At 39.2% G+C, this 19,598-nt stretch carries 18 protein-coding genes; all 18 read left to right on the top strand.

What is annotated here, in order from left to right; genetic code table 11:
- Positions 1-17 precede the first annotated feature (17 nt).
- The 18 genes from BANA01_RS13010 to BANA01_RS12925 all read left to right on the top strand — a co-directional run bounded on the left by BANA01_RS13010 (position 18) and on the right by BANA01_RS12925 (position 19,563).
- Positions 18-782, top strand: a complete 765-nt coding sequence (locus BANA01_RS13010; RefSeq protein ID WP_063253421.1) for an SDR family NAD(P)-dependent oxidoreductase — start codon at positions 18-20, stop codon at positions 780-782.
- 86 nt (positions 783-868) lie between these two features.
- Positions 869-1,954 (top strand): TRAP transporter substrate-binding protein, encoded by a 1,086-nt coding sequence (locus tag BANA01_RS13005; RefSeq protein WP_063253420.1) that lies wholly within the window; start codon positions 869-871, stop codon positions 1,952-1,954.
- A 21-nt stretch (positions 1,955-1,975) separates the two neighbouring features.
- Positions 1,976-2,740 carry an SDR family NAD(P)-dependent oxidoreductase gene (locus BANA01_RS13000; RefSeq protein ID WP_063253419.1) on the top strand — a complete coding sequence of 255 codons (765 nt, stop codon included), beginning with the start codon at positions 1,976-1,978 and terminating at the stop codon, positions 2,738-2,740.
- Between the two features lie 49 nt (positions 2,741-2,789).
- A complete protein-coding gene (locus BANA01_RS12995) occupies positions 2,790-4,229 on the top strand; it encodes an aldehyde dehydrogenase family protein (protein ID WP_063253418.1) in 1,440 nt (479 codons plus the stop codon).
- 112 nt (positions 4,230-4,341) lie between these two features.
- Positions 4,342-4,917 carry a nuclear transport factor 2 family protein gene (locus tag BANA01_RS12990; protein ID WP_063253417.1) on the top strand — a complete coding sequence of 192 codons (576 nt, stop codon included), beginning with the start codon at positions 4,342-4,344 and terminating at the stop codon, positions 4,915-4,917.
- Between the two features lie 21 nt (positions 4,918-4,938).
- On the top strand, positions 4,939-5,712 hold the full coding sequence (locus tag BANA01_RS12985) for an SDR family NAD(P)-dependent oxidoreductase (protein ID WP_063253416.1): 774 nt from the start codon (positions 4,939-4,941) through the stop codon (positions 5,710-5,712).
- A gap of 166 nt (positions 5,713-5,878) precedes the next feature.
- Positions 5,879-7,072, top strand: coding sequence for an ABC transporter substrate-binding protein (locus BANA01_RS12980; protein WP_063253415.1), 1,194 nt, complete (start codon positions 5,879-5,881; stop codon positions 7,070-7,072).
- A gap of 31 nt (positions 7,073-7,103) precedes the next feature.
- Entirely contained in the window at positions 7,104-7,973 is an 870-nt protein-coding gene (locus tag BANA01_RS12975; RefSeq protein WP_063253414.1) for a branched-chain amino acid ABC transporter permease, read from the top strand.
- Complete coding sequence (locus BANA01_RS12970) at positions 7,970-9,820, top strand: branched-chain amino acid ABC transporter ATP-binding protein/permease (RefSeq protein WP_063253413.1); 1,851 nt, start codon at positions 7,970-7,972, stop codon at positions 9,818-9,820. Before BANA01_RS12975 ends, BANA01_RS12970 begins: the two co-directional genes overlap by 4 nt.
- Positions 9,817-10,554, top strand: a complete 738-nt coding sequence (locus BANA01_RS12965) for an ABC transporter ATP-binding protein (RefSeq protein WP_063253412.1) — start codon at positions 9,817-9,819, stop codon at positions 10,552-10,554. Before BANA01_RS12970 ends, BANA01_RS12965 begins: the two co-directional genes overlap by 4 nt.
- A gap of 34 nt (positions 10,555-10,588) precedes the next feature.
- Positions 10,589-11,365, top strand: coding sequence for an SDR family NAD(P)-dependent oxidoreductase (locus tag BANA01_RS12960; protein ID WP_063253411.1), 777 nt, complete (start codon positions 10,589-10,591; stop codon positions 11,363-11,365).
- A 98-nt stretch (positions 11,366-11,463) separates the two neighbouring features.
- Positions 11,464-12,960, top strand: coding sequence for an aldehyde dehydrogenase family protein (locus tag BANA01_RS12955; RefSeq protein WP_063253410.1), 1,497 nt, complete (start codon positions 11,464-11,466; stop codon positions 12,958-12,960).
- Positions 12,961-12,977: 17 nt separating this feature from the next.
- The gene (locus BANA01_RS12950) at positions 12,978-14,165 is read left to right on the top strand and encodes an ABC transporter substrate-binding protein (RefSeq protein ID WP_063253409.1); all 1,188 of its coding nucleotides are present in this window, start codon (positions 12,978-12,980) and stop codon (positions 14,163-14,165) included.
- Between the two features lie 93 nt (positions 14,166-14,258).
- Positions 14,259-15,284 carry an alcohol dehydrogenase catalytic domain-containing protein gene (locus BANA01_RS12945; RefSeq protein ID WP_063253408.1) on the top strand — a complete coding sequence of 342 codons (1,026 nt, stop codon included), beginning with the start codon at positions 14,259-14,261 and terminating at the stop codon, positions 15,282-15,284.
- A gap of 222 nt (positions 15,285-15,506) precedes the next feature.
- Positions 15,507-15,860, top strand: a complete 354-nt coding sequence (locus BANA01_RS12940) for a Rieske (2Fe-2S) protein (protein WP_063253407.1) — start codon at positions 15,507-15,509, stop codon at positions 15,858-15,860.
- 33 nt (positions 15,861-15,893) lie between these two features.
- Complete coding sequence (locus tag BANA01_RS12935) at positions 15,894-16,985, top strand: amidohydrolase family protein (protein ID WP_063253406.1); 1,092 nt, start codon at positions 15,894-15,896, stop codon at positions 16,983-16,985.
- Positions 16,986-17,108: 123 nt separating this feature from the next.
- Complete coding sequence (locus BANA01_RS12930) at positions 17,109-18,167, top strand: TAXI family TRAP transporter solute-binding subunit (protein ID WP_063253405.1); 1,059 nt, start codon at positions 17,109-17,111, stop codon at positions 18,165-18,167.
- A gap of 109 nt (positions 18,168-18,276) precedes the next feature.
- On the top strand, positions 18,277-19,563 hold the full coding sequence (locus BANA01_RS12925; RefSeq protein WP_063253404.1) for an acetyl-CoA hydrolase/transferase family protein: 1,287 nt from the start codon (positions 18,277-18,279) through the stop codon (positions 19,561-19,563).
- The last annotated feature ends 35 nt before the right edge of the window (positions 19,564-19,598 follow it).

The following is a 19,598-nucleotide window of genomic DNA, read 5'->3' as shown; positions in this document are numbered from 1 at the left end:
TGGAAGGAATGAAAGTATTGAGATTAAAAAATAAAGTAGCTGTAATCAGTGCAGGTGCTTCTGGGATGGGGAAAGCAGGAGCCCTATTGTTTGCCAAAGAGGGAGCTATCGTAAATATTTTAGATATTAATCAAGAAGGTGGAATACAGGTTGTAAAAGAAATCAGAGAGAAAGGAGGTAAAGCCAATTTTCTTCACACGGATATGACAAGCTTATCAGCGATTAGTGCTGCAATTGAGGAAATAAAAACAGAACATGAGCGGATTGATGTACTTTGGAATCATGTTGGAATCCCTGGACCACCGGGAATTGAAGAAGTGGAAGAAAAAGATTTTGACATCGCCATGACATTAAATGTAAAAAGCAGCTTCTTTACGACACAATATGCTCTTCCTCTAATGAAAGAATCTGGAGGTTCTATTATATTTACAGCTTCCATTGGCGGATTAGTTGCCTCCCCTTTTAGTCCAGTCTATTCTGCCGCAAAAGGAGCAATTGTTAATTTAGTCCGTTCTCTCTCCGTTCGTTTGGGAAAAGATCAAATCCGTGTTAATGCCATTTGTCCAGGTTTGACAGAGACACCGATGCTGAAGGATTTTTTAACACGGACTCCGGAAGATGATTTTGAACAGAACAAGCGTCTGATGCTGAATAATATTCCTCTTGGAAGGGCAGCACAGCCTATTGACATTGCAAACACAGCTTTATTTCTTGCATCAGACGAATCTGCTTTTATTAGTGGAGTAAATCTAGCGGTAGATGGTGGATATATAGCAAAATAAAATTGAGTAAACCAATATTTTAAGGATTGGATCATTAAATTTTTACTAAAGTCTTGCAGAAAACCATTAATGGTTAGGGGGCATTTATGAAAAAATTTAGTTTGGTATTATGTCTATTGATGGTTATGATATTTGGTGTTGCATGTGGAAATTCAACCCAATCTACTAGCGAATCAAAGAATGTTACTAATGGATCTAGTTCTTCAGGATCGAATAACGAAAAATATGTTTTAAAGCTTGCGCATGGCTATCCAACTGAAGCCTTTCACCATACCCATATGCAATGGTTCGCGGAGGAAGTAAAAAAACGTAGTGATGGAAGATTAACCATTGAAATTTACCCTAGTGCGCAATTAATGCCAGTCGACCAAGAAGCCCCATCTATCCTGCAAGGTGTCATTGACATGAGTCATTCAAGTTCACCAACTCTCGCTAGTTTTGACCCAATTTGGAATGTATATGAACTCCCTTTCATATTCAAGTATGATCCCAAGGATCCAGCTGTTTATTTAGAAAATAGGGAAAAATTTAATCATAGTGAAAACGGTGGTAAGCTAATTGCGAAAAAGATGGAGGAAAGAGGATTAAAAGTATTGGCCTACGCATACACCGGAACATTTGGTGCCCTATTTACCAATGATATCAATAAGGAAATAACAAATCCGGAAAGTGTTAAAGGATTAAAGATTAGAACACCAGGTGGAATTATAACACCAGAAACTGTTAAATCACTGGGTGCAAGTTCGATGACCATTTCTGGTGCTGAAATCATTCCTGCATTACAACAAAATGTTGTAGATGGTCTATTAACCTCAGCATTATATGCTTCTGATGCCAAGTTACCAGTAAAAACATTTACGGTAGCACCGGTGTTCAACCCACTAACACCAGTGATTATCTCACTCAAAAAATTTGAGTCATTGCCAAAGGATCTTCAAGATATTCTTGTGGAAACAGGTATAGACTTGGAAGCCCATGTTAAAGAAGTAGTAACAAAAGGTGAGATAGAAGCTTATCAGAAATTAGAAAAGGAAATGGGAGTAAAATTCTACTACCCTACTGATAAAGAAATTGAAGAATGGAAAAAAGCTACTAAGCCGGCTTTGGAGCTATTTGAAAAGCAGGTTGATGGTGGAAAAGAACTATTAGAAGAACTTTCAAAAAGTAATTAATTTATAGGAGATGATTGTTAAATGAGGTTGGAAAATAAGGTTGCGGTCATTAGTGCTGGTGCTTCTGGAATGGGAAAAGCTGGAGCCCTATTATTTGCCAAAGAAGGTGCAATTGTAAATATTTTAGATATCAATAGAGATAATGGTGAGAATGTTGTAAATGAAATTAGAGAAAGTGGAGGGGAAGCTAACTTTCTTCATATTGATTTGACAGATTTATCTGCAATAAAAAATGCGATTGAGCAAATTAGGAATCAATATGGCCGAATTGATGTCCTTTGGAATCATGTGGGGATACCAGGGCCATCTGGTATTGAAACAGTAGAGGAAGAAGAATTTGATTTGGCAATGATGTTGAATTTGAAAAGTGGATTTTTCACAACAAAGTATGCACTGCCTTATATGAAAGATATGGGTGGCTCAATTATTTTTACCGCCTCCGTTTCAGGCTTCGTTGCTTCGCCATTTAGTCCTGTTTATTCTGCTGCTAAAGGTGCTGTAGTTAACCTAGTTCGATCCCTTGCCGTTCGTTTAGGAAATGATAAAATCCGCGTAAATGCTATTTGTCCAGGTTTAACGGAAACTCCTATGTTAAAACAATTTTTGGCACGTACAGAGGAGGATGATTTTGAGCAAAATAAACAAAATTTTCTTAAAAGTATTCCTCTTCATAGGGCAGCTCAACCAACAGACATTGCAAATACAGCGTTATTTTTGGCTAGTGATGAATCGTCATTTATTAGTGGTGTCAATCTTCCTGTTGATGGCGGATATACAGCTCAATAAAACTGAAAAATAGTCTAGTATTCATGTTGAAAAAAGGTGGGAAAAATAAATGCGAGTTTACGATAAATTGTTTATTGGTGGAGAATGGGTAGAAAGTGCGTCTGGTAGAATGATAGATGTGATTAACCCAGCTACTGAAGAAATATGGGCTCAAGTTCCCGAGGGGAATGAAGAAGATATTGATCGTGCCGTACGGGCAGCCCGCGAAGCATTTGATCATGGACCTTGGAGGAAAATGAGTACTTATGAGCGAGCAGAGATTATGCGGAATATGGGTCAATTAATGAAGGAAAACGCAGAGTTTTTTGGCGAACTCGAAAGTAAAGAAAATGGGAAACCTTTATACCGCACAAAGATTGACGCAACCGCACTTCATCAGTGGTGGTATTATTATTCAGGTTTAACAGATAAAATTCAGGGTGAAACCATTCCATTTGAAGATGATAAACAAATCTTTACGCTACGGGAACCACTTGGTGTAATAGGAGCAATTACTCCTTGGAACGCGCCCGTAACGTCCGTTACGATGAAACTATCAATTGCATTGTGTGCTGGAAATACCGTTGTTCTCAAACCTGCTGAAACAACTCCTGTTAATGCCTTAGAGATTGCAAAACTAATCGAAAAAGCAGGTTTTCCGCCAGGAGTAGTCAATGTAGTTCCTGGATATGGAGAAACAGCTGGGGAGCGTCTAACATCACATCCAGATGTAGATAAAATAACCTTTACAGGCGATGGGTCAACAGCACGTAAAATCATGCGGGCAGCTACAAGTAATCTAAAAAAAATATCATTTGAACTTGGCGGTAAATCGCCGCAAATTATTTTCCCTGACGCCAATTTTGAAGCAGCATTTGAATCTGCTGTTAAACATGGATTTGACTATACAGGTCAAGCATGTACGTTAGGATCAAGAGTACTCGTTCATCAAGATATTTATGAAAGATTCTTAAACAGATTTAAAGAGAGAGTAGAAAAAATAACAGTTGGGGATCCATTGGAAAGGGTGGACATTGGACCGCATGCTAATAAACAGCAATTAGAAAAAACGTTGAAATATATAGACATAGGAAAAGAAGAAGGAGCAACATTGGTAGCTGGTGGAAATAGACCAGATATGAATAAAGGGTATTATGTTAACCCAACGGTATTTGCAGATGTAAAACCGGACATGCGAATTGCTCAAGAAGAGATTTTTGGTCCAGTCGTAAGTGTTATTCCTTTTTCGACGGAACAGGAGGCAATCAACATCGCGAATAATGTTTCCTACGGTCTTTCTGCGGGCGTTTGGACGAGTGACTTGTCTCGTGGCCACAGAATGGCAAAGGAATTACGTTCGGGTACAGTATGGCTGAATTCATTCCGCTATGTCCGCTGGGCAGCCCCGTATGGTGGATATAAAGCTAGCGGATGGGGGAGAGAGAATGGGATGGAAGCCGTTAAAGAGGTCACCCAAGTAAAGACGGTAATTATTGATTTGAACCAATAAACTTGGGAAGTTTTTTTATGAATAGATGGCATCAGACAAGTGGGATTGATCCTGGTGTCATCGATTCTGCTTGGTTTCTACATTTATCAATATTTAAGAGGTGGCTAAATTTATGAAGGAAACCTTTGAAGGAAAAATACGGACCATGAAAGGCTATCATCCTTTGACATTGGAGGAAAGAATCCAGCGTTTAGAAGATCTTGAATCCATTAAAGAGATTATGCATCAATATGCTCATTGTGCAGATTTATGTGACCCAGACGGCATGATTGCCTGCTTTACAGACGATTGTAAAAATAGCTACTTTATTGATGACTCATCAACAAATTATAAGGCACCATTGTTCAATAAAAGAGAAACATATCATTACTTGAAGGAAAGACTTATTGATTATGTTGTCAGTGCCAGCCATCATATTTCAAACGAACAAATCTTTTTAGAGACAAAAGATACTGCTACTGCTTATATGTATATGTACTCTTGGCAGCGATTCACAGACCATCCTCAACGCCCAGACATGCATCGTTGGGGGCGTTATGAAATTTTCTATGTCAAAGAGGAAGATAGAGAATGGAGAATAAGGAATCTACAGCTGCTTGCTGCAGGAGAATATAATGGTAATCGACTTATCGAACAATTTAATCGATATTGGCCCCCCGTTCCACCTTCCATTAATAAAACTATTTAACTTACGGAAGAAGGTAAGAGAATGCAATTAATCGGAAAGAAAATTATCGTTACAGGAGGGGCACGTGGAATTGGCGCTAGTGTGGTACGTTCCTATACAAAGGAAGGAGCACATGTGTCTTCTTTTGACGTATTAGACGAACAAGGAAATATGGTTGCGGAAGAAGCCTCACTTAAGGGTCCAGGAAAGGTGAATTATTATCATTGTGACGTCTCAAATCGTAATGATGTTGAAAAAGCATTCGAGATGGCTGTTGGGGAGATGGATGGTCTTGATTTATTAGTAAATGCTGCGGGTGTTAATCGTATCATTCCCGCTGCAGAAATATCCGAACATGATATGGATTTAATTTTTAAGGTAAACGTTTATGGTACTTTTCTTACAAATCAAGTTGCATTTAACTATCTAAAAAAACAAGGAGGTAAAATCTTAAACTTTGCTTCCGTGGCGGGTATGAATCCATATCCAGCAGGTGCCCATTATTCTGCTTCTAAAGGTGCAGTCGCTTCCTGGACGAGATCGATTGCACATGAATGGGGGAAATATAATATCACAGTAAATTCACTCGCACCTGCAATATGGACACCAATGTATGATGAACGCCGTTCCCTTATGAGTAAAGAAGAATTGAAGTCACACGATGAATCATACTCAAAAGCAATACCAATTGGGGGAAAACTAGGCGATCCCGATAAGGATTTAGGACCAGTATTAGTTTTTTTAGCCAGTGAGGGATCACGTTTCATAACAGGGCAAATTATTCCTGTTGATGGTGGTCTAGTATCAACTAGATAAAGAATTAGAAACAATTTTTTTAAAATAAAAATCCCTGTTTTATATTATCTAAAAATTCCGAAAATATTATCAACAAAAAATAAAAGTGAGCTCATTTTTTTATATTATTCAATGATAATGTTTTAGTAATTAATGAAAGCAAATTAAAAAAGGGAGTGATACAGTTATGAAAAAAATCTTTCTTGGAATACTTATGGTCTTTATGTTTATTACTGCGTGCAATGGAAAGGAAGTTTCTAACAAAGAGAACGCTCCTGGTGTTACTAAAGATACAGTTAAAATAGGTGCATGGCTCCCATTGACTGGGCCAGCAGCAGTTTATGGCAATACGCAACGTGCAGGAATTGAGGCATACTTTGAAATGCTTAATAGCAAGGGAGGAGTAAAAAACAGAAAAATTGAGTTCAAAATTGAGGACGGAGGACGGGATCCACAGCAAACGGTTGCAGCTGCAAAAAAACTTATTGGACGCGATAATGTCTTTGCAATTGTTAACTCCTTTGGGACAGCGAATACGGAAGCTACATTTTCCTATGTACTTGATGAGCAAAATGTGCCTGTGTTAAACGTATTTGGAGGTTTGTTAAGCTGGTGGGAACCGGCACGATCAAACCTTTATGGTGTTATGGTTCCTTATGAAGATCAAACTTTTGCGCTAGGCCGTTGGGCAGCTAAGGAAGGAGCTAAAAATATTCTTGTTGTTCACAATGATCCAGCTGTTTATGTAGCAGAAGCGGAGATGGTGCCGCCCGGTGCTAAAACTGTTGACCCCAATGTAGAAGTAAATTTGATGCCTGTGAAACTTGGTACAACTGATTATACGCCAATTGCCCTAAATGCTGTAAACAGCAAACCGGATGCTATTGTTTTAGTTCAACCTATTGATGAAGTAGTTGCTTTTGCTAAGGCGTTGGAGAGGCAAAATGTAAAGATTCCGTTGTACACCTTTGCTGCAAATGTAATTCAAGACACATTAAAGCTGGGCGGAAATGCAGTGGATGGTCTTCGTGGTGTATCTTGGACTGTTCCGCCAACACATGATTCCCCAGCAGTAGAAGAATATAGGGAAGCATTAAAAAAACATGACCCTAAATCAATACCTGACTTTCAATCTTTATATACCTGGGCAGAGTCAAAGATATTTGCTGAGGTCCTTAATCAAGTAGAAGGAGACTTAACACGTGAGAGCTTTATCAAAGCGTTAGAGAACCTAAAGGATTATAAGACTGATATTTTACCTCCAGTGACATTTTCTGCGGAAAACCATATGGGAGGAACAGCCGTTCAAAGAGTAATAGTAGAAAACGGTAAATGGAAAGCGGTAGGTGATTTCATAGAACCAACTTCGTATTGGGATTAAATTATTAGTAGAGAAGAGGTGAGTGAACAATATGCATGATTTACTCTCTGTCATTTTTTCTGGTTTAGTCAGCGGATCATTATATGCATTACTTGGATTATCGATTGTCATTATTTTTCGGGCAACGGATGTTGTGAACTTTGCCATTGGAGATATTGCAACGATTGGGGTATATGTCGCAATATCTGTAATTTCCTTGGGGGTTCCAGTAGTAGCAGCCTTACCCATTACGTTTCTGGTCGCTGGAATAATTGGGGTTGGAGTTGAACGTTTTATGATCCGGCCACTAGGACCAGGTAATATGTTTTCGGCACTTATTATTACAATGGGGTTTGGGTTAGTACTTCAAGCATTAATTGGCACCATTTGGGGATATAACCCACGCCCTTTCCCTCCAATAATTGATGGTAATATAACAGTATTTGGCGTAGCTATTACTTATCAAAAACTCCTGGCCACTGGACTTGCAGTCGTTGCTATGCTGCTTATTACGGCACTTTTCAACTGGACCCGAATTGGTTTGGCTATGAGAGCATCTGCTGAGGATCACTTCGCTGCTAGAATGATTGGAATTAAAAGCACACGTGTTGCAAGTCTTGCTTGGTTTCTCGGATGTGGTCTGGCTGGGGTTACTGCATTCATCATGGCAGCTGAATCATCAGTTAGCGTAGCTCTGATGGCTATGGTCCTTTTTCGTGCCTTTGCAGGCGTCTTTCTAGGGGGCTTAACCAACATGATTGGTGCCGCCGCTGGCGGGATGATGATCGGCATTTTAGATAACGTAGCCGGAAGCTATGTTTCTGCTAGTTTTCGCGACACAATGGTTTTTGCTGTTATCGTTGTAATCCTGTTTTTAAGACCAAGTGGAATATTGGGTGCAAGAGGGGGAGCAAGGGTATGAATTTTGAAAACCATTTATCACGGCAGCTTGTAAAGAAACTAAAACTGATTCAAATCGGTGCTATTCTCGGAGCCGGAATCATTTTGATGGTTCTTCTTGGACCTGGGCTCGTTGGATCATATATGAGTTATATCATTGACCTTACCCTTATCTATGCAATAGGGACAATATCCATTAGCATGCTGGCTAACTACGCTGGTATTTGGTCAATCGGACATACTGCATTTCTTGCAATCGGTGCTTATTTAGCCGCCAATTTAAGTGTGCGCGGAATTTCGGTTGAAATTATCATTTTGCTTGGTATTATTATTTCGCTGGTTTTAGGAGTTATTATAGGGCTTAGTGCCGGACGCTTTGCGGCATTGTATATGGCGATTCTTACTTTAGCGCTCGGGCTGGTATCGAATGAAATAATCGGACGGTGGCAGTCAGTAACAGGAGGCGACCAGGGGATAACGGTTGGACCAGCTCAGTTATTTTTTTCAAACACTCCGCTTGATACCAATGGACACATTTTGATTACCATAGTTTTGGTGACTTTAACCTTTTTGGTGGTCACCCTCATTACTAAAGGTAATCTAGGCCGTCGATGGTTAGCAATAAAGAGCCAACGAATGGCTTCTATGTCCATTGGATTAAAACCTTCGTTGGAAAATGCTTTGGCTTTTGGAATAAGCGGGGCAATCACTTCAACGGCAGGTGTAGCTTTAGCATTTTCTATGATGTATATAAGTCCAGAGGCCTTTTCGATAGCGATTGCTACTAACCTATTATTATGTACAGTAGTAGGCGGGGTCGGAAGTATCGGGGGTGCCCTTCTTGGGGCAATGTTTCTTGTATTGGTTCCTGAAATGGCAAGAGAGGTTCAAGGAATATCAGCTTATGTTTTTGGTATTGCTACGATTCTGGTATTGTTATTTCTCCCGAAAGGAATTGTTCCAGGTATAGCACAACGACTTAAACAATGGACAAATAAAAGTAGTAGTAATAGTACATCCTTTGTTGCTGCAACCGTAGACAATTTAACAGATAGCGATTATGAGAACCTTTCCTGCCTGGTGGAAAACCTTTTAAAACCAGCAACTTCTAATCTAATAATCTCTGGGTTAAGCGTTTCCTTTGGGGGAGTTCGAGCACTAGATAATGTGTCTCTAGAGGTCCCGCCTGGAAGTGTATTGGGGTTAATCGGACCAAACGGAGCTGGAAAAACAACCTTGTTGAACGTCCTGAGCGGTTATGTTAAACCCACAAACGTTGAAGCATTAAAACTTGGTAAAACAGACTTAACAAGACTTGCACCTTATGGACGGGTCAAACAGGGATTTGGCCGCACCTTTCAACATGCCGAACTTTTTGATGAATTAACGATTGAAGAAAACATCTTCTTAGCTGCTCAACAAAGTAAGAAGTTTCATAATAATTCTAAGACAGGTACTAGTGCAGTAGATATTGCTGAGAAATTGATAGATAATCTTTGGCTGCGCCCATATGCCCGGTTATATCCTGGTGAAGTACCATTTGGAGTCCAAAAGGTAACAGACATTGCGAGAGCATTAGCTACAGGTGCACAGGTGATAGTAATGGATGAACCATTCTCCGGACTAGATGCGGAGGAAAGAAGTGAGGTTCGATCGATTTTAAAGGCCATGAAAAATGCAGGTGTTTCCATTTTGATTATCGATCACGTGGTTCAAGAGGTGCTTAATATTGCAGATAATATGGTTGTACTAGACTTCGGTAGGGTTCTTGCTACAGGCACGCCTGAAGATATCAAAAGTAATCCAAAAGTACTTGAAGCATATCTTGGTTCTGCATTAAAGGATGGGAAGGAAGTGTTAAGTAATTGACTATAACTACTGGGATTCAAGACCTTGGACTTGAGAATATCACACATAGGTATAACGGCGTCCTTGCCCTTAATCATGTTTCCTTAGAAATCGAAAAGGGCAGTTTTACTGCTATTTTGGGACCAAATGGTGCTGGTAAATCGACACTAGCTTTAATCTTAGGTGGAATGCTACGCCCAACAAACGGAACAGTTAAAGTTAAGGCTGCCGATCGATCCCGCTCACATTCGGGAAACGGGTTCATTAATCTAGGGGTTGTCCTAGTTCCAGAAGGGCGGCGGCTGTTTACAACCATGAATGTGAAGGAAAATCTCTTACTGGGGGCATATGGTTCTGGTCAATCAAAGGTCGAGATGATGAAGAGTTATGAGGATACTTTGGAATTTCTTCCTGAGCTAAAAAGGCATCTGAATAAGCAGGCAGGTCTCTTAAGTGGTGGTGAGCAGCAAATGGTTGCAGTTGCACGAGCTTTAATGGCCAGACCAACTACAATCATTTTAGATGAACCCTCATTGGGTTTGGCCCCGAAAATGATAGAACGAATTTACGAAGTAATTTCTAGTTTGAATCAAAGAGCAATGACTGTCATTGTAATTGAGCAGATGACTACCTATGCCCTCCAACATGCCCAAAGTATGATTGTGTTGGAAGGAGGGATGATCCGGTATCACGGTTCTGTAACGGATGCTGCTGCTAAAGAAGCCCTACAGGCGGGTTATTTTGGGACAGAATAATAAATTTAATATTTTAAAAATGAGGTGGTAGGTTATGGAACTTAAGAACAGACCTAATAAGCTTAAGCGAATTGCTGTTATTGGTGGAAGTGGTGGTATTGGCGAGTCTATTGCAAAACGGATAGGTCAGGAAGCGATAGTGACAGTTGGATATAACACAAACAGGGAAAAAGCTGAAGCTACAGCACAAGCCATACGAGATGGCGGCGGTATTGCGGATATTGGAGTTGTTGATATTTGTGATGGAGAATCAGTAAGCAATTTCTTTTCAAACATCCAAGAAAAGTGGGGCGGGATTGACGCTATTGTTTCAGCTACTGGTACTGCCTTTAAGATCATGCCGCTAACAGAAATCGAGGACGACGCTTTTCAATATGTAGTTGATACAGACGTAATCGGTTCATTTAATATTCTAAAACGTGGGATTCCGTTTCTTAAGAAACAAGGAGGTGGTTCGATTGTTCACCTTCTTACGACGGCAATTCTTCGAACACTTGAAAATGACGCGATGTCATCTGTTCCGAAGATGGCGGTTGAAGCATTAATAAGAAATGCAGCTCGGGAGTATGGAAAAGAAGGAATTCGTGTTAATGGGGTTGCACCTGGAGTCATTGATTCATATAGCATTCACAAACCTCATAAAAATAAAAACACTTTATCTCCTGCAGCAGCAAATGTCATATCACAAACACCATTGGGACGTAGAGGTACAACCGATGAAGTCGCAGAGGTAACTGCTTTTCTTGTCTCCGGTGCTTCTAGCTACGTCAGTGGTCAGATAATTGGAGTAGATGGAGGCTTTAGTGCATAATCCAAAAAATGCTGGATTTCTCACAATATATTAATCATTTCTTTTAATTAATAATAAACACTACGTGGTGTTAGAAACGTAAAAGGAAGGATGAGAAAATGTCAGAAGTGTTAGAATTACCTATTAGAACTAGAGAATTTCTCGCAAAAACAAAGAGAATCTTGATTAACGGACAATGGGTTTCTTCAGTATCCGGTAAAGTTTATGATTCTATTAATCCAGCAACTAGTGAAGTTATTGCAAAGATTTATGAAGGGAGTAAGGAGGACGTGGATCTGGCTGTTCATGCTGCAAAAACAGCATTTGAAAATTCTTGGTCAAAAGTAACGCCAGAAGAACGTTCGAAACTTTTAAATAAGCTTGCTGATTTAATAGAAGAGAGAGCAGAAGAAATTGCATACTTAGAAACACTAGATTTTGGATGTACGATTAGCCAATCAAGGGATGCCTGGATTCCAGGCGCTGTTAGCCATTTACGTTATTATGCAGGCTGGTGTACAAAACTAACAGGGGAAACTTTGCAGCTTATTACTGGGGGAAATTATCATGTATTTACCAAGAGAGAGCCGTTAGGTGTGTGCGGCCTTATTACTTCATGGAATTTTCCATTACAAGGGGCTTGCAGGAAATTAGCACCTGCACTAGCAGCAGGAAATACGGTAGTATTAAAGCCTTCTGAGGAAACCTCCCTTACGACGCTCCTGTTAGGAGAGCTAATACAAGAAGCAGGATTTCCGGATGGTGTTGTAAATATTGTGACTGGTCCAGGTGAAACTACAGGAGCCGCAATTTCCAATCATCCTGATATAAATAAAATTAGCTTTACAGGTTCGACAGTAGTTGGAAAAAGTATCATTCGCAGTTCCTCTGATACGATCAAAAAATTAACATTGGAATTAGGTGGAAAGTCTCCAAACATTATTTTTGCTGATGCTGATATTGATAAAGCTGTTCAGGGTGCGTTTATGGCCATCTTCACAAATCAAGGCGAAGTGTGCTCGGCAGGTTCTAGAGTATATGTTCAAAAGGAAGTATTTAATGAGGTAACTAAGAAGTTAGTTGAATTGGCCCGAAATATGAAAGTTGGTGACCCCTTCGATCCAACCACTGAAATGGGCCCATTAGTTTCAAAAAAACATTTAGAAAGAGTTAACAATTATATTAAAGTTGCTAAGAATGATGGTGCCAAAGTCCTGATAGGTGGAACTGTATTAACGAAAGGAGAATTTGCAAAGGGAAACTTTTTGGAACCCACTATCCTGATAAATCTTGATGAAAACTGCAGGGCAGTAAAGGAAGAAATATTCGGACCTGTATTATGTATAATGCCATTTACAGATATTGATGAAGTGATTGAAAGAGCTAATTTAACACAATATGGATTGGCTGCTGGTGTCTGGACGAAGGACATGACAAAAGCCCATAAAATCATTAGTACACTAAATGCAGGAACCGTATGGGTAAATTGTTACTTAAAAAAAGATACAGCTGTTCCTACTACTGGATTTAAACAAAGTGGTCTTGGTTATGAATTGGGGTATCCAGGAATTGAAGCATATACAAAATTAAAAGGGGTAGTTATGAATTTTGAATAAGAGGGGTTGAACCTTGTATGAGAAAGTTACTGGTAGGATTACTGATGACAGTCCTTTTTATTACAGCGTGTAGTGATCAGAATACTGTAACTACAGAGCAGGTTCCAGGGGTTACGGATACTTCAATTAAAATCGGTGCATGGCTTCCTTTGACGGGACCCATTGCTTCACACGGTATTACACAGCGTATAGGGATGAACGCGTATTTTGAAATGATTAATGAACAAGGTGGAATAAATAATAGAAAAATAGAGTGGATTGTCGAGGACAATGCTTACGATCCACAAAAATCTGTTTCAATTGCACGAAAGCTTGTTGAACGTGACAAAGTATTTGCTATCGTAGGATCGAATGGAACCGCTCAAAATGCTGCGACATTTCCATATTTTGATAAAGAAAATACACCTTTTATGCCTGGACTTGGAAATGCTCCTGAATGGTGGAATCCTGTAAAACCATATCTATTTGGTGTTCAGGTACTATATGAAAACCAGTCTCGAGCTTTAGGACGCTGGGCAGCTAAAGAAGGGGCAAAGAGTATTTTAGTGGTCCATAGTGATCCAGCGTATTTTGAAAATCAAGCGAAGAATGTGGAGCCTGGAGTTAAGTCATTTGACCCCAATATCAAAGTTGAATTTATGCCGGTGAAGTTTGGGACGACAGACTATGCTCCCATTGCCCTCCAAATTCAAAATAGTAAACCCGATGCTATAGTTATTATTCAATCAGTGGATGAATTGGTGGCACTCGCAAAGGCTTTAGATCGTCAGAATGTGAAGATGCCATTGTACACTTATGCACCCAACGTTTCAAATGATACATTGGAGCTTGGCAGTAATGCAGTTGAAGGTCTTAGAGCAATGTCTTTTACTGTTCCACCCACAGCTGACATACCAGAGGTAGAAGAGTATAGGAATGCTTTGAAAAAGTCTGAACCTGATGCACGTCCTGATTACCAGTCTTTATTTACGTGGGCTCAAGCAAAGGTTTTCACCGAAGCTTTGAAGCAGGTAAAAGGGCCGCTTACAAGAGAGAACTTTATCAAGTCACTTGAATCAATGAAAAATTACGAAACAGGAATTCTTCCGCCAGTTACATTTTCACCTGATAATCATTATGGTGTAATAGAACTTCAGCCGGTTATGGTTGAAAAAGGAGAATGGATACTTAAAGGGGATTTCATTGATCCTTCTAAAAATTGGTAATGGGTAACAAGGATGAACTTTTATTTTCAAAAGTTATCAATTACCCATAAATGCTGAAAAATTGAAATCAATAAATCTATGGGAGGAATTTTTTTGAAAGCTCTTGTATTAGAAGAAGTGAAAAAAGTTGTTGTTAAAGAAGTTCCTGATCCAATCATTAATGATGATAGTGTATTAATTCATGTTAAATCTAATGGGGTTTGCAGGTCTGACTGGCATTTTTGGTCAGGACATGTCCCAATCCAACAACCAATTATGGGGCATGAATTCAGTGGAATAGTTGAAGAAGTGGGAAAGAATGTTAAGAATTTTAAAAAGGGTGACAGGGTGGTTGTTCCATTCTCGGGAAGCGAGGGAACATGCACTATGTGTTTAAAAGGTCATACTCATCTTTGTGATTTAAGGTTAATTCCAGGGGTAGCATATTCTGGCGGTTATGGGGAGTATGTTTCTGTTCCGATGGGTGATCGAAATGTCAGACATCTTCCAGAAGAAATTAATTTCCGAGATGCGGCTGCATTAGGATGTAGATTCATGACTTCATATCATGGGGTTGTTGATAAAGTAAAAGTGCTTCCCGGAGAATGGGTTGCTGTATATGGATGTGGTGGTATTGGCTTATCCGCAATAAATGTAGCAACTGCAATTGGTGCAAATGTAATTGGAGTCGATATAAACGATGCAAATCTTGAATATGCTAAAGTAATGGGTGCGATCTATACAATTAATAGTAAAAGAACTAATCCTGTTGAGGCAATAAAGGAGCTGACAAGAGGAGGCGCCGATGTTTCAGTAGATGGGATTGGTATTCAGGAAACCTGTGTGAACTCTATTAATAGTTTGAAACCATTAGGACGTCACTTGCAAATTGGTTCTAATAAGGAAACAGATGTTACCATTCCTATTAGTAAAATGATATATAATGAGATTCAATTTTTTACTGCGTTAGGTATGCCAGCACATAGATATGATTTATTACTTCCATTAGTTGAACAGGGTAAACTAACACCAGGAAAAATGGTGAATCGTGAAATTTCTCTTTCAGAAGTACAATCGGCATTTGAAGGAATGAGCACTTTCACAAATCCAGGGACAATGGTTGTTACAAACTTTAATTAACTAATTTTTTCATAGGTCATCAATGAATATATTAATTTAAGAATAATTAGTAGTCAAAATTTTCATAAAATTTTAAATATATATATATACTTTTAAACGAAAATTATTTACAATAAAAATAAAAGTGAGCTCATCTTTCATAATATACAATTTGTAAACGCTTTAAAAAGATAAAGCATTCTTAAAAAAATTTATTTCCAACGGATTAAAGGAGGTAATATCATGGAAAAGCATGTTTTATGTAAACAAGATACTCTCTCAATTGGTGATAGAGAAATTTACCAAATAGGAAGGTTGTCTGTAGTGTTAGTGCGTACGAAGGACGGTTTTTATGCAATGCGTAATGCTTGTCCGCATCAGGGAGGACCATTGGGTAAAGGAACGATCCAGGGTGCTGCCCTGCCGTCAAATGTCGGTGAATATTGCTATGAGAGAAAAGGAGATATTATTTATTGCCCATGGCATCATTGGGAGTTCGATGTTACCAACGGCTGTTCCATACGAGAACCTGAAAAGATAAAGGTTAAAACTTATGCAGTTAAAGTAGAAGGCGACGATGTGGTCCTATACAAGTAAGATTAGTAAATTGGAATTAGGAGGTAAAATAATATGGTTAATGGTGAAGTCCCTGTAATAGATTGTGACATCCATCCTAACCCAGTGCAAAAAAGAGATTTATTGCCTTACCTTGATGATTATTGGAGAGATTATATGATTGCCAGTAAATTCAAAGGGCATTTGCCAACTGTTGATATTACTCTTCCTGTTAATGGAGGTCTAAGAGCTGACAGTAAAGTGCCTGAAGGAGGACCTGCATGTTCTTCTATAGATTTTTTTAGAAAACAGGTGATGGATGAATATAATTACTCTCATGCTATTTTATTTACGGATGGAACTTTTTTCATATCTGGTGCACCTCAGCGGGAGATGGCAACAGCTTTAGCATCCGCCTATAATGATTGGCTTATCGAGCATTGGCTGAGTAAAGATTCACGAGTTTTTGGAACTGTGTTAATTGCGGCTCAAGATCCAGAAGCTGCAGTAAGAGAAATTGACCGTGTCGGAAGCCACCCAAAGATGGTCCAGTTAGGTCTTGGAATGCACTCTCCTTACAGCGGCTGGGGAGATCCTCGATATCATCCAATTTGGGAAGCAGCGGTTAGAAATAACTTAGTCGTTTGTTTTCATACTACCGGCGCTGGAGGAACGGGTCTTTTCCCAACAGGACCAATTGGTATTCCACCTTATTTTGTTGAATTTCAATCAACCAATTCAATCCCCTATCAAGCACAGATGGCAAATATGATCTTTTCTGGATTGTTCGAGAAGTTTCCCGAAATTAAGATGGCGTTTATTGAAGCAGGTTTTGCATGGGTACCTGGATTGACGTATATGATGGATACACAGTGGCGTGCAGTGAGAAGAGAGGTTCCTTGGGTGAAAAGACCTCCTAGTGAATATGTTAGGGATCATATTTGGTTCGGCACCCAGCCAATGATAGAGCCGGAGCCTGCCGACCACAAGCATTTAGAACAATTAATAGACATGGTAGGCTCAGATAAACTATTGTTTGCTTCAGATTATCCGCACTGGGAGTTTGATTCACCTGTTGCGGCATTGAAAGGGTTGTCGAAAGAAACAAGAGATCGTATCCGCTATCATAATGCTAAAAAACTTTTTAATTTACCTGACCCTTCATAAATTAATAGATTAAAATAGTGTCCAAAAGTTCTTTGATGCATGAAGAATACAACCTCATAGACTCTCCTTCAGTAAAAGCATTGTTTTCATAACATTCGGTTTACCTTAAGGGGGCTAATTAATTTGCTGAAAATTAAAAATAAAAGACCAATGTTAATTGTTGTGATAATGTTTATGGTTGTGTTTTTAGCAGCTTGTGGTAATAATGCAGCAAAAACAGATGCAAATAAGAATGAAAAGTTTGATCCCGAAAAATTTGATTTATCAAAAGTCAGTGGAAGTATTAATTATGCTGCAACTTCCTCAAGCTCCAGTGCTTTTGCATTCTATGCAAAACTTGGATCCCTTTTAAAGGAACAGACTAACTTGAATGTTACGATTATGGAAACAGAGGGCGGAGTAGACAGTATGAAGATATTAAGCCAGGGGCAAGCAGATTTTGCTCTGGCCAATAATGATACGGCAAATTCTGCCTACCATGGGATTGAGGAGTTTAAAGGACAATCGTTTGAAGATCTACGGATGTTGTATTCTTGGTCAGTAAGTCCGATTCCCTTTTTTGTCACCCAAGAAAGCGGTGTGGAAACATTAGAGGATTTAGAAGGTAAAACGTTTGGACCAGGGCAAAGAGGAAGCTCGTTTGCCCAGAGAGCTAAACAATGGATGGATGCATTAGGTATAAAAGTTAAATGGTATGAAGGGTCACTTGATGATCAAGTTTCGGCTGTGAAAGATAGAAATAGTATCGGTTTTGTAAAAAGTGGCGGACAGCCAGATGCTGCGATATTAGATGTTCACTCCACATTACCAGTCCGAGTTATCAATATTACAGATGAGCAAATCAAAAAAATGCAGAAAGTAACGCCGCATTTAGGATTTATGACACTTCCTGCTAATGTCTATGACGGTGCTCCAGCAGCTCAAGTAATGACAACTGAACCTGGAGAAGGAGTTAGGAAAGATGTACCGGTGGAGGTAGTTTATGCCATGATGAAAGTTGCTTTTGATAACCAAAAAGCACTGGCACAAGTCTATCCAACTGTAGGAGATTTCGACTGGGCTGAAATTACACTAGACGCAGGAGAAGGGTCGGTCCCATTACATGAAGGGGCTGTGTTATTTTACCAGCATGAACTGGGTCTAGAAGTACCGGATCATCTCATTCCTCCGGAAATGAAATAACATAAGGATGCACAGACCAACAAAAACAGTTCGCTTTTGTTGGTTGTGCTTTTCTCTTTTTACATAGGACTAGATTACATAAAAAGATTGTAGAAAGAAGTGACTTGCTGTGAGTTTTTATAATGAATTCCAGTTAAAAAAGATTAATATTAATCAATTTTTAAATCTAATTGAATCCAATATGCTTCTTTTTTTTGAACAAGGTGCTGCAGAACCAACTGCTATTATTCAAGGCTTACTTGATCATTTTGATAAAGTACCTCGCCATAGAATCCTAGTTAACCCTGTCCCCAACCTAAATAAAAGTCTCTTCTCTTATGACATAGGATGTGAGCAATGGGAAATTTACACGTTGTTCGGTACTCCTGAAATCCATAAAAAAATATCCGAAGGTAAGATACAGTATATACCTGTAAATACATCAGAGATTCCTACTATCCTCGGTACAACATTTTCACCAGATATCACAATTATTCAAGTTAGCCCTCCTGACAATAATGGCTTTTGTAACTTAGGAATTACGGCCGAAACTCTTCTAACAGCCATTGAGGAGGCAAAAATTGTCGTTGCACAGGTTAATCAGAATATGCCTGTGACATATGGCCAAACAGGCATTCATATTTCTGACATCGATTATTTTATCGATGGTGATAGTCCTCTGCTAGAATATTACTCTCCTGTTCCTAGTGAGATTGAAGAAAAGATTGCTGATGAAGTTTCACATTTGATACCAGATAGAGCTACCCTTCAAATTGGTATCGGCAGAATACCGGACGCAATATTAGGAAAGTTAGCAAACAAAAAAGATCTTGGGATTCATTCTGGGTTAATTTCAGACAAGATGATAGAGCTCTTCAAACTAGGAGTTATTACCGGCAGATATAAAAAAGTGGATAAACAGAAGATAATTGGTACGAACATATTAGGTAGTCGAGAACTGTATGATTTTTGCCACAAAAATCCATCTATTGAGCTTCGCCCTGTCACCTATACTCATAATATCTCATTAGCAGCTCAGCTTGATTCCTTTATATCCATAAATTCTGCGATTGAGATTGATTTATCTGGTCAGGTTAATTCCGAAAGCATTGATGGCCGGCAAATATCAGGAGTAGGAGGGCAACTCGATTTTATACGGATGGCTAGAAAATCAAGAGGAGGGAAGGCAATAATCGCTTTACCGTCAACGGATAGGAGAGGGAATTCAAAAATCATTCCAGTATTGAGTTCCAGCGTTCCGGTTTCTACTCCTAGAACAGAAATTGATGTTGTTGTTACGGAGTTTGGCGCTGTAAGTCTTCGATACCAGCCATTAATCGAAAGAGCTAGGAGATTGATTTCTATTGCTCATCCTAATCATCGGCCACACCTTGAGGAGTGGCTACGAACACTATAAAAGTTAACTGAAATGTCTTGGGAAATAGTCAACGA

The organism is Neobacillus niacini NBRC 15566 (assembly GCF_001591505.1).
Taxonomy (GTDB): Bacteria; Bacillota; Bacilli; order Bacillales; family Cytobacillaceae; genus Neobacillus; species Neobacillus niacini.
This window is presented reverse-complemented; position numbering and strand designations above follow the sequence as displayed.

Bases quoted from the DNA above. Each gene is read 5' to 3' on its own strand.
- BANA01_RS13005 (WP_063253420.1), top strand. From the start codon at position 869: ATGAAAAAATTTAGTTTGGTATTATGTCTATTGATGGTTATGATATTT.
- BANA01_RS13000 (WP_063253419.1), top strand. From the start codon at position 1,976: ATGAGGTTGGAAAATAAGGTTGCGGTCATTAGTGCTGGTGCTTCTGGA.
- BANA01_RS12995 (WP_063253418.1), top strand. From the start codon at position 2,790: ATGCGAGTTTACGATAAATTGTTTATTGGTGGAGAATGGGTAGAAAGT.
- BANA01_RS12990 (WP_063253417.1), top strand. From the start codon at position 4,342: ATGAAGGAAACCTTTGAAGGAAAAATACGGACCATGAAAGGCTATCAT.
- BANA01_RS12985 (WP_063253416.1), top strand. From the start codon at position 4,939: ATGCAATTAATCGGAAAGAAAATTATCGTTACAGGAGGGGCACGTGGA.
- BANA01_RS12980 (WP_063253415.1), top strand. From the start codon at position 5,879: ATGAAAAAAATCTTTCTTGGAATACTTATGGTCTTTATGTTTATTACT.
- BANA01_RS12975 (WP_063253414.1), top strand. From the start codon at position 7,104: ATGCATGATTTACTCTCTGTCATTTTTTCTGGTTTAGTCAGCGGATCA.
- BANA01_RS12970 (WP_063253413.1), top strand. From the start codon at position 7,970: ATGAATTTTGAAAACCATTTATCACGGCAGCTTGTAAAGAAACTAAAA.
- BANA01_RS12960 (WP_063253411.1), top strand. From the start codon at position 10,589: ATGGAACTTAAGAACAGACCTAATAAGCTTAAGCGAATTGCTGTTATT.
- BANA01_RS12955 (WP_063253410.1), top strand. From the start codon at position 11,464: ATGTCAGAAGTGTTAGAATTACCTATTAGAACTAGAGAATTTCTCGCA.
- BANA01_RS12950 (WP_063253409.1), top strand. From the start codon at position 12,978: ATGAGAAAGTTACTGGTAGGATTACTGATGACAGTCCTTTTTATTACA.
- BANA01_RS12940 (WP_063253407.1), top strand. From the start codon at position 15,507: ATGGAAAAGCATGTTTTATGTAAACAAGATACTCTCTCAATTGGTGAT.
- BANA01_RS12935 (WP_063253406.1), top strand. From the start codon at position 15,894: ATGGTTAATGGTGAAGTCCCTGTAATAGATTGTGACATCCATCCTAAC.